Source organism: Variovorax sp. S12S4 (assembly GCF_023195515.1).
In the GTDB taxonomy this organism is placed as follows: domain Bacteria; phylum Pseudomonadota; class Gammaproteobacteria; order Burkholderiales; family Burkholderiaceae_C; genus Variovorax.
This window is the reverse complement of record NZ_JALPKR020000002.1, coordinates 4,051,364-4,065,454: the sequence shown is the minus strand read 5'-3', so window position 1 is coordinate 4,065,454 and position 14,091 is coordinate 4,051,364. Positions and strand designations below refer to the sequence as shown.

Annotated in this window: 12 protein-coding genes; 4 read left to right on the top strand and 8 right to left on the bottom strand. The window is 67.3% G+C overall.

Going from position 1 to position 14,091, the window contains the following annotated elements; all coding sequences use genetic code 11:
* Positions 1-190: 190 nt before the first annotated feature.
* From M0765_RS20040 to M0765_RS20015, 6 genes are read right to left on the bottom strand one after another with little or no spacing between them, the layout of a single operon-like run.
* On the bottom strand, positions 191-1,312 hold the full coding sequence (locus M0765_RS20040) for a CgeB family protein (protein WP_258505568.1): 1,122 nt from the start codon (positions 1,310-1,312) through the stop codon (positions 191-193).
* Entirely contained in the window at positions 1,300-2,469 is a 1,170-nt protein-coding gene (locus tag M0765_RS20035) for a glycosyltransferase family 4 protein (RefSeq protein WP_258505567.1), read from the bottom strand. Before M0765_RS20035 ends, M0765_RS20040 begins: the two co-directional genes overlap by 13 nt.
* The gene (locus tag M0765_RS20030) at positions 2,459-3,523 is read right to left on the bottom strand and encodes a Gfo/Idh/MocA family protein (protein WP_258505566.1); all 1,065 of its coding nucleotides are present in this window, start codon (positions 3,521-3,523) and stop codon (positions 2,459-2,461) included. Before M0765_RS20030 ends, M0765_RS20035 begins: the two co-directional genes overlap by 11 nt.
* The gene (locus M0765_RS20025; protein WP_258505565.1) at positions 3,520-4,473 is read right to left on the bottom strand and encodes an MDR/zinc-dependent alcohol dehydrogenase-like family protein; all 954 of its coding nucleotides are present in this window, start codon (positions 4,471-4,473) and stop codon (positions 3,520-3,522) included. The genes M0765_RS20030 and M0765_RS20025 overlap by 4 nt, the downstream gene beginning before the upstream one ends.
* 2 nt (positions 4,474-4,475) lie before the next feature.
* The gene (locus M0765_RS20020; protein ID WP_258505563.1) at positions 4,476-5,606 is read right to left on the bottom strand and encodes an NAD-dependent epimerase/dehydratase family protein; all 1,131 of its coding nucleotides are present in this window, start codon (positions 5,604-5,606) and stop codon (positions 4,476-4,478) included.
* Positions 5,603-6,721 (bottom strand): NAD-dependent epimerase/dehydratase family protein, encoded by a 1,119-nt coding sequence (locus M0765_RS20015; RefSeq protein ID WP_258505561.1) that lies wholly within the window; start codon positions 6,719-6,721, stop codon positions 5,603-5,605. Before M0765_RS20015 ends, M0765_RS20020 begins: the two co-directional genes overlap by 4 nt.
* 298 nt (positions 6,722-7,019) lie before the next feature.
* Between M0765_RS20015 and M0765_RS20010 the strand changes: the two genes are divergently transcribed.
* Together M0765_RS20010 and M0765_RS20005 are read left to right on the top strand one after the other, a co-directional pair.
* Positions 7,020-8,171 carry an inositol-3-phosphate synthase gene (locus tag M0765_RS20010; RefSeq protein ID WP_258505559.1) on the top strand — a complete coding sequence of 384 codons (1,152 nt, stop codon included), beginning with the start codon at positions 7,020-7,022 and terminating at the stop codon, positions 8,169-8,171.
* On the top strand, positions 8,168-9,124 hold the full coding sequence (locus tag M0765_RS20005) for a glycosyl hydrolase (protein ID WP_157613243.1): 957 nt from the start codon (positions 8,168-8,170) through the stop codon (positions 9,122-9,124). The genes M0765_RS20010 and M0765_RS20005 overlap by 4 nt, the downstream gene beginning before the upstream one ends.
* On the opposite strand, the gene M0765_RS20000 is transcribed toward M0765_RS20005, so the two are convergent.
* Positions 9,043-10,095, bottom strand: a complete 1,053-nt coding sequence (locus M0765_RS20000) for a UDP-glucuronic acid decarboxylase family protein (protein ID WP_258505557.1) — start codon at positions 10,093-10,095, stop codon at positions 9,043-9,045. The genes M0765_RS20005 and M0765_RS20000 overlap by 82 nt on opposite strands.
* Before the next feature lie 36 nt (positions 10,096-10,131).
* Complete coding sequence (locus M0765_RS19995; protein ID WP_258505556.1) at positions 10,132-11,517, bottom strand: UDP-glucose dehydrogenase family protein; 1,386 nt, start codon at positions 11,515-11,517, stop codon at positions 10,132-10,134.
* 207 nt (positions 11,518-11,724) lie between these two features.
* Between M0765_RS19995 and M0765_RS19990 the strand changes: the two genes are divergently transcribed.
* On the top strand, positions 11,725-12,255 hold the full coding sequence (locus M0765_RS19990) for a protein-tyrosine phosphatase family protein (protein ID WP_258505555.1): 531 nt from the start codon (positions 11,725-11,727) through the stop codon (positions 12,253-12,255).
* Entirely contained in the window at positions 12,255-14,015 is a 1,761-nt protein-coding gene (locus M0765_RS19985; RefSeq protein WP_258505554.1) for a hypothetical protein, read from the top strand. The genes M0765_RS19990 and M0765_RS19985 overlap by 1 nt, the downstream gene beginning before the upstream one ends.
* The last annotated feature ends 76 nt before the right edge of the window (positions 14,016-14,091 follow it).

Genomic DNA, 14,091 nt, shown 5'->3' with positions numbered 1-14,091 from the left:
ATGACCTCCGCCCAGTCCGGATCTTCCATGTCGCGGTGCTGCTGGCGGCCGAAGGCATCGGGCTCGTAGAAGCGCACGCGGTGGCCTCGCTCGTGCAGCGCACGAACCATGCCGCGGTAATAGGTGGCGGCGCCGTTCCAGTAGGCGGACACGAGGCTGGAGGCAAAGAAGGCGATGTTCATCTTTTTCTTCATGCGGGAATGCTCCGGAGGTGGGTGGGCTCGTCTTCGAGCTCGGCGTGAATGGTCAGCAGCTCGTCGACGCGGTGGGCGCAGGTGTGGCGGGCAAGCACGGTTTCCAGGCCCTGCTCACGCAGTGCACGCGCCAGGTCGGTGTCGTGCAGCACGTCGCGCAAGTGGCGTCGCATGGCGGCGCCGTCCTCGGCCACCAGAAAATCGCGGCCGGGCGTGAACAGGCCCTCGGCATCGTTCCACGGCGCGGAAACCAGCGGAATGCCGCAGGCCAGCGCTTCGAACACACGAATGGTCGGAATGCCCGGCAGCGCCTGCACATAAGGCCTGCGCGGCACGTGCACCGTGACGCGGTGGCGGGCAAAGACGCGCGGCGCCCGGTAGTTGGGGAGCCACCCGCCGAAGTGGATGCGGGCCGCGCGCAGGCGGTCGAGCGCCCTGTCGGGGTAGCGCACGCCGTGCACGCGCGCCTGCAACCGCAGGTCGTGCACCGGCTGGAGCAGGAACTCGTCGAGCTCGGCCTCGCGCTCGTCGTCGCCCCAGTTGCCTATCCAGACCAGGTCGCCCTCCTCCACTTCATCCGGTATCGGATGGAAGTGGCGGATGTCGGCCGCCTCGTGCCAGGTCCACGCACGGCGCGCCCAGCCCTTCTTGCGGTACAGGTCGCGGATCACGTTGCCGAAGGCCAGCACGCCGTCGTAGTGCGAGAGGTCGTAGCCGGCCATGCTCTTTTCTTCGGTCACCGAGCGGTGGTGCGTGTCGTGAAAGAAAAGCCGGTAGCGGCCGCCGTCACGCCGGTGAAGGCCGATGCGGCGCACCAGCGCATGGTCGTTCCATTCATGCACCAGCACCACGTCGGCGTCTTGCAGCGCCTCGTCGAGATCGAGCGTGGCGGGGTCATAGGTGGTGCTGTGCAGCTCCGGGTACACCCGCGCGAACTCTTCGAGCGGCGCCTGGCCGTGCTCGGCCTCGAGGTTGGTGCGGCTCCATGCGCCGTGCGGCTCGTACACCGCAAGCTCGTGGCCGCGCGCAAGCAGCTCGCTGCACACGCCGCGCAAGAAATGCGCGTTGCCATGGTTCCAGTCGGATACGAGCGAATGGCAGAACATCACGAAGCGCATGCGGCCTCCTTTGTTTTTCTTCGGGCGCGGCCGGCGCCGCCCGCGCGGGACGCTGCCGGCGCGAGCAAGCGGCCGTAGGCTGACATGTAGGCGCCTGCCATGCGCGCCGGCGTGAAGTGCCGCGCACGCTCCGCTGCCCGGCGCGCCATCTGCTGTCGCAGCGGCGCATCGTCGATCAGCCGCATCAAGGCCGCTTGCAACGCATCGTGGTCGTCCGGCTGCACATACAGCGCGGCGTCGCCCCACACCTCACGCAGGCTCGGCACGTCGCCCAGCACCAGCGCGCATTGCGAAAGCGCCGCCTCGAGCGCCGAGAGGCCGAAGGGCTCGTAGCGTGCGGGCAAGGCATAGATCGATGCACGCGCGAACTGCGCGGCCATGTCGTCGGGAGCCAGTTCGCCGAGCCACAGCACGCCGGGCGCCTGGATGCTTTTCTCGCCGGCACCCGGTGCCGATGCCGATCCAGCCACGCACAACGGCCAGGGCAAACGGGTGGCCACGGCCTGCAGTGCCGACACGTTCTTGGCGGCGTCCCACAGCCTGCCGGCCGAGAGAATGACCGGCTCCTTGTCGCCGGGAGCGAACATGCCCGCGCTGCGGCCGTTGGGCAGCACGAGGCCGCCGTGGATGTACCCGTAGTCGAGCGCAAGCGACGAGAGCATGGCTTCCGTCGGCGCGCCGACGAGGTCCGCCCCGTCGAGCCCTCGCCGCACCGCGTGGCGGTAGGTGTCCCAGCTCGCCGGCGCAAGCTGGCGATGCACCGCGCGCCACCATGAGGCCACGCACGAATGGGCCACCACGAGCTTTGGCGCCGCGAACGGCAGCGCGCCGAAAGCGAACTGGTTCAGGTGCACCACGTCGGGAGCCAGTTCGTGTTCGAGTCCCAGCAGCCACTGGCCGGCGCGGCGCACGTCGTCCCACGGGCTCTCCATCCACTCGAGGCGCCACTCGCTCGCGTGCAGTTCCAGGCCCGGGAGCGACGCGGCCTGCGCGCGCTGGGCCGGCGTGGGCAGCGTGCCCATGGTGGCCAGCGAAACGCGCACGCCCCGCTCGGCGAGCGCAGCGGCAAGCTCCAATGCGTGGCTCCAGACGCCGCCGACCGTGTCGGCCGTCATCAGCACATGGCGCGGCGCTTGTTGCGGTGTTTCAGCGTTCATAGATCGCGTCCAGCAAGGCCGCCACCTCGGTCAGCCGCTCGATCTCGGGATCGAAGGCACCGCCGTTCGCGAGCGCGCGCGCCCAGTGCACAGCGGCGCGCCCGCCCCAGTCGTCAGGCGGCGAGGCGAGCGGGATTGCACGCGTGCCGTCGAAGCGCTCGGCGACAAAGTCGTAGAACGAGCCGTTCACGTTGCGGAACGAGGCGCCCCCGCGCGTGCCATGAAAGTTGGCTTCGATGACGGCGTCCCGGCCGGCCGGCAGGTTCCACGAGCAGGCGAGCCGCGCCACGCAACCGCCCGCGAGGTCGATCTGCGCCACCGCATGGTCTTCGACAACCGCCGAAGGCAGCGCCAAGCGCCGGCCGCCGGCATGTAGGCGGCTCGACACCGCCTCGACGCGCGGAAAGCCCAGGGTCCAGAGCGCCAGGTCGACCATGTGGATGCCCAGATCGATCACGCAGCCGCCGCCGGAAAGCACCGGGTCGCGGAACCAGGGCTTGTCGGGGCCGTAGGCGTTGTGGAACACCAGGTCGACGGCATACACCTCGCCGATCTCGCCGGCGGACACGAGCTCGCGAATGCGCTGCATGCCGGCCGTGCGCCGGTAAGAAAGATCGACGCCCAGCAGCCGGTTCGCGCGCTTCGCTGCGTCGATCACGCCTCTGGTTTCCTCGGCCGTGCGTGCCAGCGGCTTCTGGCAGAACACCGCCATGCCGCGCGCGAGTGCCGCTTCGGCCTGCCGGGCATGAAGCGCGCTTGGCGTGGCGATCACCAGGCCGTCGAGTTCGCGCTCGAGCAGCGCGTCGAGCGAGCGCAAGCTGGCCGCGCCGGGGGCCAGTGCGCATGCGGCTTCGCATGCATCGGCCTCTGCATCCGCCACTGCAGCGATTTCCGCGGAGCCGTCTTTCGCAATGGCTTCCATGCGGTTCCTGCCGATCCAGCCCACGCCGAGAAAACCGAGCCGGGGCCTTCGAAGCGGCGCGGCCGGTATGCCTTCGGACGACACCGTCGCCATCCCCGGCTCCAGCGCATTCACCATGTGCGCGGCCCTCACGTGGTCACCACCGCTTTCAGAAAACCGTCGGGCCGCGTGCGCGTGAGCTCCAGCGCCTCGCCCAGCCTGTCGAGCGGCAGGCGGTGCGTGAAGAGCGGCTCGGCATCGAGCACGCCCGCGGCCATCATGTCGACGGCTTCGCGGATGCCCTGCACATACATGCGCGGGTCGCGCTCATGCGCGTTGATCACGTCGATGCCGCGCCAGTTCCACATCTGCATGTTGACCTGGCGAGTCCCGTCCTGGTGATAGCCCGCAATCACGAGGCGGCCGCGCTCACCGGTGATCTCTCCGGCCAGGTCGAGCGGCCACTGCAGGCCAACGGCCTCGATGGTGCGTTCGCACATCTTCTCGCCGGTGAGGCGCTTCACCTCGTCCAGGATGCGCCAATGGTCGTCCATCACGATGGTGTGCGCGGCGCCCGCCTGGCGCGCGACCTCCAGCGCAAAGGGCCGGCGCGAGATGGCGATGACCCGAGCGCCGGCCTGCGTGGCAAGCCGCGTGAGAACGGCGCCGAGAAACCCGATGCCGACGATGGCCACGGTCTGGCCGGCGCGGATGTCGCTGCGGCGAAAGATGTTGACCGCGCAGCCGAGCGGCTCGCCGGGCATGGCCACATCGGCCAGCGAGGCCGGCAACGGCACCACCGAACCCGCATCGGCCACGTCGTATTCGGCATGCGCGCGGTAGGTGAGCGCGGCCACGCGGTCGCCCACGGCCAGGCCGGTGACGCCCTCGCCCACAGCCGCGATGCGGCCCCAGCCTTCGTGCCCCGGCGCACCGGCCGGCTGCGGGTATTCGAACCAGGAGCGGCCCTCCCACAGCGGCAGGCTCGATGCACAGACGCCCGAGCCCTCGAGCTTGAGCAGCACCTGGCCCGCAGCGGGTTCGGGCGTATCCACCTGCCGCAGGACGGCCTGTCCCGGCGAAGCAATGACACTGGCGAACATGCTCACCTCTCGGCCGCTGCAAGCACCGGGCGGCGCTGGCCGCTCTTGCGTGCGGTGGCGGGTTGCGCCCGCATCTCTCGCAGCCACTGGTGCAGGCGCTCGATGCCGTGCCGCGCGTCGATGGCAGGCCGCCAACCCGTGGCGGCCTCGAAGCGGCGCGTGTCCGAGACGTAGTAGCGCTGGTCGCCGGTGCGCCAGTCTTCATGCGCGGTCTCGGGGCGCTTGCCTTCGAGCACTTCGATCTGGTCCAGTAGATCGAGCAAACTGATCACGTTGCGCGGCCCGCCGCCGATGTTGAAGGCGCCGCCGGCCAGCTTGCCGATATTGCGCTGCGCCAGCACGAAGGCATCGACGAGGTCGTCGACGAACAGAATGTCGCGCACCTGCTTGCCGTCGCCGAAGAGCGTGATGGGTTCGCCATCGAGCGCGCGCAACAGGAAGTGGGCCACCCAGCCCTGGTCTTCGGTGCCGAACTGGCGCTGGCCGTAGATGCAGCTCATGCGGAAGACCACGGTCTTCATGCCGTAGCTGCGCGCGTAGTCATGCACGTACTGGTCGGCCGTTCCCTTGGAGCAGCCGTAGGGGCTGTGAAAGTCGAGCGGCCGCGCTTCGGAAATGCCATGGCTTGCAATGTCGGCCGCCACCGGTCCATAGCGCTGGCCCTCGAGCTTGAGCTCCACGTCTTCCAGGCCGCCGTAGACCTTGTTGGTCGAGGTCATGAGCACCGAGGGCGGCACCGGCTGCGCGCGGGCCGCCTCCAGCACGTTGAGCGTGCCCAGCGCGTTCACCGCAAAGTCTTCGCGCGGGTCGACCAGGCTGGTGGTCACTGCCACCTGCGCCGCGAAATGAAAGACATGGTCGGCCCGCGCAACCGCGCGCTCCACCGCGGCGGCATCGCGAATATCGGCCACCGCCACGTCGAGCCCGGTCGCATGGTTCTGCTGCAGCCAGTCGAGGTTGCGTTCCACGCCGGGGCGCGAGAGGTTGTCGAACACCAGCACGCGGCGGCCTTCGGACAGCAGCCGGTGCGCGAGGTTGGCCCCCACGAAGCCCGCGCCACCCGTGATGAGCGTGACCCGATCCTTGCCGTTGAGCGCGCGCCGGGGAGTGAGTACTGCGTCCCGGCTGTTCATATGGCCAACCCGCGGGCGGAAAGCTCTGCGCTCGCTTGCGCCACGCGGTCGACCGCCGCTTGCCCCTCCAGCCAGGCCGCGAGCTCGGCCAGGCCGTCTTCCAGGCTCACGCGGGGCGAATAGCCCAGCACGCGGCGAGCCTTGGATATGTCTGCGTAGCAGTGCCGTATGTCGCCGACGCGGTACTTGCCGGTGATTTCGGGCAGCAGGTTTTCCTTGCCCACGGCCTCGGCCACGCGCTGTGCGATGTCGCGCACGCTGTAGGCCTCGCCGCTGCCGATGTTGAACACCTCGCCCGCCGCGGCCGGCATTTCGAGTGCGAGCCGCGAGGCGCGCGCAATGTCATACACGCTCACGAAGTCGCGCTGCTGGTGCCCGTCTTCGAAGATCTTGGGAGGACTGTCGTTGAGCAGGCGCGACGCAAAGATCGCGAGCACGCCGGTGTAGGGATTCGACAGCGCCTGCCGCGGGCCATAGGCGTTGAAGAAACGCAGCGCCGCGGTCGGAATGTTGTAGGCCCGGCCGATCATGAGGCACATGCGCTCCTGGTCGAACTTGGAGAGCGCATACACCGATGCGAGCGCGGGGGCCTTGTCTTCCGGCGTGGGCGCGGGCACCAGCGCCAGCCCGTCTTCGTCGCGCCACTCCCAGTCGCCGCGCCGCAGCTGCTCGAGCGTGCGCTCCTGCACCGTGCGGAGCTCGCCGCTTGCGGTGCGGTAAAGGCCTTCGCCATACAGGCTCATGCTCGATGCGACGATCAGCTTCTTCACCGGCTTCTCGATCAGCGCCTCCAGCAGCACCGCGGTGCCCAGGTTGTTCACCCGCGTGTAGTGCGCCACCTCGTACATGCTCTGGCCCACGCCCACTGCCGACGCGAAGTGGTAGACCGCGTCCACGCCCTTGAGCGCATCGCGCACCGCGGCCGGGTCGCACACGTCGCCAACGACGAGTTCGATATCGGCCTCAAGGTAGTCGGGCCTGCGGCCACTGTCGCCATGCACCTGCGGCGCAAGGTTGTCGAGAACGCGAACGCGATAGCCGTGGGAGAGAAGCTCGTCTGCGAGATGCGAGCCGATGAAACCGGCGCCGCCGGTAATGAGAATTTGCTGCGACATGAAACCCCTTTTTGTTTGAGCCGCCGGCGAATCGTCGAGGGAGATATCTTCTTTTTCAACGCCTTGGCGAAGCCCTAAATTCGACGAAGAATTGCCGCCTTCATGTGCGAAGGTACTTACCTGTGTGTAGGCGCGTTGCCCTGTTACGCCACTGCAGAGTTGGGTCTGTGCATCGAGGGTGTTTCACGTGCGCGCGAGGCTTCAAACGAGCGTAGATTGCGAAGGAACAAAGCTTCGGCTTTGTGTTCAATCACGTCCGCCCTGCGCACGCGCGGCGGCTCTCGCAAAGGTCTCCAACATGAGCAAGATACGTGTCGCAATCGTCGGTGTGGGCAACTGCGCCTCCTCGCTGGTGCAGGGTGTTCACTTCTATGGCAACGCCCAGGGCACCGACTTCATTCCCGGCCTGATGCACCTCGATCTCGCGGGCTACCGCCCGTCCGACATCGAGTTCAGTGCCGCCTTCGACGTGCATGCGCAAAAGGTCGGGCGCGACCTGGGCGAAGCCATCTACGAAGCGCCCAACAACACCATTCGCTTTGCCGATGTGCCCAAGCTGGGCGTGCAGGTGCACCGCGGCCCCACGCACGACGGCATTGGCGCCTACCTGAAGGACGTGGTGCCGCTTGCGCCCGGCAAGGCGCAGAACGTGGCGAAGATCCTGAAGGAGACGAAGACCGACGTGGTGGTGTCGTACCTGCCGGTGGGCTCCGAGAAAGCGACGCAGTGGTATGCGCAGCAGGTGCTGGAGGCCGGCTGCGCCTTCGTCAACTGCGTGCCGGTGTTCATTGCTTCGCGGCCCGAGTGGGAGAGGCGCTTTGCCGAGCGTGGCCTGCCGATCATCGGGGACGACATCAAGTCGCAGGTGGGCGCGACCATCGTGCATCGCATCCTGACCGATCTTTTCAGGAAGCGCGGCGTCCGGCTGGACCGCACCTACCAGCTCAACTTCGGCGGCAATACCGACTTCTTGAACATGCTCGAACGCGAGCGGTTGCTTTCCAAGAAGATCTCGAAGACGCAGGCCGTCACGAGCCAGCTCGGCCATCCCATGAGGGCCTCCGACGTGCATGTGGGCCCGAGCGACCATGTGCCGTGGCTGGACGACCGCAAGTGGTGCTACATCCGCATGGAGGGCACCACCTTCGGCAACGTGCCGCTGCAGTGCGAAGTCAAGCTCGAGGTGTGGGACTCGCCCAACTCCGCCGGGGTGGTGATCGATGCGGTGCGCTGCGCCAAGCTCGCGCTCGACCGCGGCGTGGGCGGCGCGGTGCTGGCGCCTTCGAGCTATTTCATGAAGTCCCCGCCGCAGCAGTTCACCGACGACGAGGCCCGCGAACTGGTGGAGGCGTTCATTCGCGGCGACGCCGAAGCCGCCGCGCCGCCCGAACGCAAACCCCGCGCGCATGAACATGCACCGCGCCACACGAAGAGGAGCAAGCTCGCATGATCGAAGCCGTCAAGTTCTGGAACGAGCCCAACAACAAGTCGCACTGGGACCTCGAGCTCGACCCCGACTGGTCTGCTTACGCACAGATGGTCAAGCTGGCATCGAGTGCCGTCCGCGCGGAGAACAGCACGCTCACGCAGGTGCTGGGCGGTATATCACCCATCGACGCGCACTTCATGGCGGGTCTCCGCGACCGGGGCGTGCTCGACGGGCTCGACGCGGTGGCGGTGCACGGCTTTCCGCTGGACTGGAACAACTGGCAGATCCACGAATGGCCGCGCCGCATCGCGGAGATCGAGGCGGTGACGCACCTGCCGGTGTGGGTGACCGAAGTGGGCGTGTCGACCTTCGGCGCTGAAGAGGTGCAGGAGTTCGGGCTGCGCCGCACGGCCGAGCTGCTGATCGGCCGGGTGCCGCGCATCTTCTGGTATTCGCTCTACGACCTTCCCCAGGCCTGGCCGGCCACCACGCGGCACCGCGAAGCCGAGGGATCGAGCTACTACCGCCACTTTCACATGGGCCTGCTGCGCGAAGACGGCACGCCCAAGCTCGCATGCGAGCAATTTGCAAGCTACACGCCATCGATGGGCATTTGCCAGTGGTTCCACTTCGAAGACCACCGGCTCGACGACGCGGTGCGCTGGCTCGAGCGGCTGGGCGTGCGCCACCTGCGCACCGGGCTGAGCTGGGCCGACAGCTTCCGGCCGAACGCCGAGCGGTGGTTCGACCGGCAGATGCGCGCGCTGGAAGACTTCGACGTGACGCTCACCTTCTGCTTCACGCCCGAGCACCGCGGCATTGCGCCGCACCACACCAGCCCGCCGCAGCAACCCGAGGAGTTTGCCGAGTTCTGCGCGAGCATGGTCCGGCGCTATGCGTCGAACCGCGCGTGTACGGTGTTGCCCTTTGCGGCCGCCGGCACCACGGCGCCGTCGCGCATGCCCGCGAGCTGAGCCGGCGAAAGCTCTCCGGCCGAGAGCAGGCCATCGAAGTATTCGATGGTCTTGCACAGGCCCTCTTCGAGCTGCACGCTGGGCTGCCAGCCGAACATCTCCTTGGCAAGGCGGATGTCGGGCCGGCGCTGCATAGGGTCGTCCGAAGGCAGCGGTGCGAATGCGAGTTTCGATGACGAGCCCGTCAGCTTGATGACCAGGGTTGCAAGCTCGCGCACGGTGAACTCGACCGGGTTGCCGATGTTCACCGGGCCGGGCCCGCCGGCCGAAGCGTCCATGAAGCGGTTGAGCCCTTCCACCAGGTCATCGACGAAGCAGAAGCTGCGCGTCTGCAGGCCTTCGCCGTAGATGGTGATGGGGTCGCCGCGCAGCGCCTGCACGATGAAGTTGGACACCACGCGCCCGTCGCGCGGATGCATGCGCGGCCCGTAGGTGTTGAAGATGCGCGCCACGCGAATGTCGACCTGGTGCTGGCGGTGGTAGTCGAAGAACAGCGTCTCGGCGCAGCGCTTGCCTTCGTCGTAGCAGCTGCGCACGCCGATCGGGTTGACCTTGCCCCAGTAGCTCTCGGGCTGCGGATGCACGTCGGGGTCGCCGTACACCTCGCTGGTGGAAGCCTGCAGGATGCGCGCGCGCACCCGCTTGGCCAGGCCGAGCATGTTGATGGCGCCATGCACGCTGGTCTTGGTGGTCTGCACCGGGTCATGCTGGTAGTGCACGGGCGAGGCGGGGCACGCCAGGTTGTAGATCTGGTCTACCTCGACATACAGCGGAAAGGTGATGTCGTGGCGCATGAGTTCGAAGTGCGGATTGCCGAGCAGGTGCTCCACGTTGCGCCGCGTTCCGGTAAAGAAGTTGTCTGCGCACAGCACGTCGTGGCCTTGCGCCAGCAGCCGTTCGCAGAGGTGGCTCCCGAGAAAGCCCGCGCCGCCGGTCACGAGAATGCGGCGTTGGGAGTTGTAGACACGCATGATCGAAGCTCCTGTTGTGTGTTTGTCTGTCTTTGTTCAGCGGCCGATGGCCAGGTAGTCGAAACCCTGCGACCGGATCTCGGGGTCGTACAGATTGCGTCCGTCGAAGATCAGCGGCTGCCTGAGCGCGGTCTTCAATGCGCTGAAGCTGGGGCTCTTGAAGGCCTTCCAGTCGGTGAGGATGACCAGTGCATCCGCATCCTCCACGGCCTGCATCGGGTTCTCGACGTAGCGCAGGCGCGCAATCAGCTCGGGCATGCCCTCCAGGTCGCCTGCAAGCACCTTGCGCGCCTCGGCAATGGCAACCGGGTCGTGCGCAACGACTTCTGCGCCGCGCACCAGCAGCGCCTTGATCACCAGGCGGCTCGGCGCTTCACGCATGTCGTCGGTGTCGGGCTTGAAGGCCAGCCCCCACACGCCGAAGCGGCGGCCGCGCAGGTCTTCGCCGAAGCGGCGGACGATCTTTTCTATGAGCACCTGCTTTTGCGCGTCGTTCACCGCGCGCACCGCCTCCAGCACCTGCAGGCGCTGGCCGTGCGTGGCGGCGGTGTGCACCAGCGCCTGCACGTCCTTGGGAAAGCAGCTGCCGCCGTAACCCAGCCCCGCATACAGAAAGCTGTAGCCGATGCGCGGATCGGAGCCTATGCCGCGGCGCACCTGCTCGATGTCGACGCCCACTTTCTCCGCAAGATTTGCAAGCTCGTTCATGAAGCTGATGCGCGTGGCGAGCATGGCGTTGGCCGCGTACTTGGTGAACTCGGCCGCCTTCACGTCCATGTGGATCATGCGGTCGCGTTGCCGATTGAAGGGCGCATACAGGCGGGTCATCACTTCCCTGGCATGTCGCCCAGCCTCGCCGGGCTCGGTGCCGACCACGATGCGGTCTGGCCGCATGAAGTCGTCGACGGCCGCGCCCTCTTTCAGGAATTCGGGGTTGGACACGATGGCGACCGGGAGCCCCTGCAAGCCGCTGCCCGCCGCATGGTCGCCATTGCTGCGGCGCTCCGAGAGCTCTTCCTCGATGGCGGCGCGCAGCTTGCCGGCGGTGCCCACCGGCACGGTGGACTTTTCGACCACCACCTTGAAGCCCTGCATGTGGCGGCCGATGCTGCGGCCGGCGGCGAGCACGTATTGCAGGTCGGCGCTGCCGTCTTCGCCGGGCGGCGTACCGGCCGCAATGAAGATCAGGTCGCCGTGGTGCACGGCCCGGGCCACATCGTTCGTGAAGTGCAGGCGGCCGGTGCGCACGTTGCGCTCGATGAGCTGCGGAAGGCCTTCCTCGTGGATCGGCACGCCGCCCGATTGCAGGATTTCGACCTTGCGTTGATCGACGTCGAAGCAGACGACTTCATTGCCGATCTCCGCCAGGCAACTGCCTGTGACGAGACCTACGTAGCCGGTACCGAGGACTGAAATTTTCATGGAGGAAGAACGGATGAGTGCCGATGTTCGTGGTGGTGTAAGCGTGTTGAAAAAACCTAGCAGAAATTTTTCGGCGAAGGAACAGGACAGCACCGTGGTGCGTGGTTGACTGCATTGATGAGCGCAAATAACGTGGCGCATCGAAAACAGAGGCGGCGCCCCGCGGGCATGCCGGTTGCCATGAATTTTTTTCGACGACTACGAACGATGACGACCTGGACACCCAACTTCAGCTGGATCACGCAGGAGCTTGCCGTCGGTGGCAGCTTTCCATCGGAGCGCGCCGAAGAGCTCGCCTCCGCGCATCGCATTCGTGCGGTGGTCGACCTGCGCAACGAGGCCAAGGACGACGAGGCCGTGCTGCACCGGCACGGCATGACGCTGCTGCACTTGCCGACCGAGGACATGTGCGGCGTCGATGCCGAACAGCTCGATGAAGGCGTGGCCTTTGCCAGCGCCGCGCTCGACCGCGGCGAACGCGTGCTCATTCATTGCGAACACGGCATCGGCCGCTCGGCCACGCTCGCGCTGTGCGTGATGGTGTTTCGCGGCGAGCGACCGCTCGATGCGCTCGAGCAGATGAAAAGCCGCAGGGCGCTGGTGTCGCCCTCCCCTGCGCAGTTCGCGTGCTGGAGCGAATGGCTGGCGCGCCATCGCGAGCTGAGCCGCGCGCCGTGGGAGGTTCCGGATTTCGATGCGTTCCAAGCCATTGCATACCGCCACATGCGGATTCGCTGATGCTGGTCTATGGCGACGCGACGCGGCGGGAGCCGGCCGCCCGAAAGCTGGCGCGGCTGCGCGGGCAGCTTGCCGATGCGCGGGCTTCGCCGGCGGGCCTTGGCAGGCACAGCCTGCTTGTCGATGCGCTCATCGAAGCGGGCGAACTGGTTCAGGGCGTTGCGGATGCGCACTTTCTCGCGGCCGGAAAGCGCGACACGCCGTCGCCCCAGACGAATGCCGCCATCGCGCTCACCGTGGCGGTGGCCAGGCTGTGCGCGCAGTCGTGGGAGACAGCCTTTGCGCATGAATGGCAGCAAGCTCCGCTGGAAGACCTGCTCGCCGCATGCGAAGCCCTGCTTGCTTCCGCCGACCTGGAAGTGAAGCAGCCTGAAGGCTACGCGTTCTACGCGCTCTATCCGGAAGGCCACTTCACCGCCGCCAAGCGGCTGCGGCCCCGGCCTTGGCGCGTGATCGGCCTTCGCAGCATCGGCACCAGCCTGGCCGCGATGGCGGCGGTGGCGCTCGATGCGCCTGCGCCGCTGACGCTCAGGCCGGTCGGGCATCCCTTCGATCGCGGTGTTTCGCTGGGCGACGCGCCGCTTGCAAGACCCGCCTCGCACCATGCCATCGTCGACGAAGGGCCCGGGCTCTCGGGATCGTCGATCGCGGGCGTGATACGGCGGCTGCGCGATGAAGGCGTGCCGGCGGACCGCATCCATCTCTTTCCCGGGCACGCAAACGGCCCGGGCGCGCAGGCCAACGATGAAACGCGCGCGCTGTGGACGCAAGCTTCGGTGCACGTGGTCGGGTTCGACGACCTGATCTTGCGCGCCGAACATCCCGCGCATCGGCTGCAGGGCTGGGTCGAGTCGCTGGTCGGGCCGCTTCATGCGCCGCTTGCCGAGATCACCGGAGGCGCATGGCGCCGCGCACATGGCAATGGCCAAGGCGATGTGCCTCCGGCTCATCCATGGCAGGAGCGGCGCAAGTTCCTGGCGCACAGCCATCACGTCACGTGGCTCGTGAAGTTCATCGGCCTGGGCCACGCCGCGCGCCAGCGCTTCGGCTGTGCGATGCGATTGGCGGAGGCCGGTTTCTCCCCCACCGTCGCGGGCCTGTGCCATGGCTTCATGGTGGAGCGATGGCACGATGAGATGGCGCCGCTGTCTCTCGCCCGGTTGCAATGCACGGAGCTCAGGGCGCGCCTGGTCGAACGCGTTGCGGACTACATCGCATGTCGCGTGCGCAGCTTTCCCGCACCGGAAGAGAACGGCGCGTCGCTGCGGGTGCTGTGTGAAATGGGGCGGCACAACAGCACCCAGGCGCTTGGCAATGGACTGGCGACCGCATGGGATCGATTCCAACGCCAGGCCGAGCGACTGGAGGACCGTGTGCACCGGGTGAAGACGGACAACCGCATGCACGCATGGGAATGGCTGGCGGACGACAACCGCATCCTCAAGACCGATGCGGTGGACCACCACGCGGGCCACGACCTGATCGGCTGCCAGGACGCGGCTTGGGATGTTGCCGGTGCGTGTACCGAGTTCGGGCTGACCGCCGAAGAGCTGGACCGGCTGGTCGACGGCCTCTTGCGGCGCGGCTGCCGGATCGACGCGGAGCTGCTGAGCTTCTACGCGCCGGCTTACCTTGCCTTCCAGTTGGGCCACTACCGCTTGGCGGCACAGGACGCTCGCAGCCACGATGAGCAAAGGCGCCTCGAGTCGCAATGCGAGCGCTACACCCAGGCGCTGCGCGACCAACTCGCAGGCAGCTGAGAAGCCACTCCAGAGCGCTTGCGAACATAAGTCCTCAGGGCATCAGCCTGGGAGGCCCCGTATGTAGTCCGCGCTG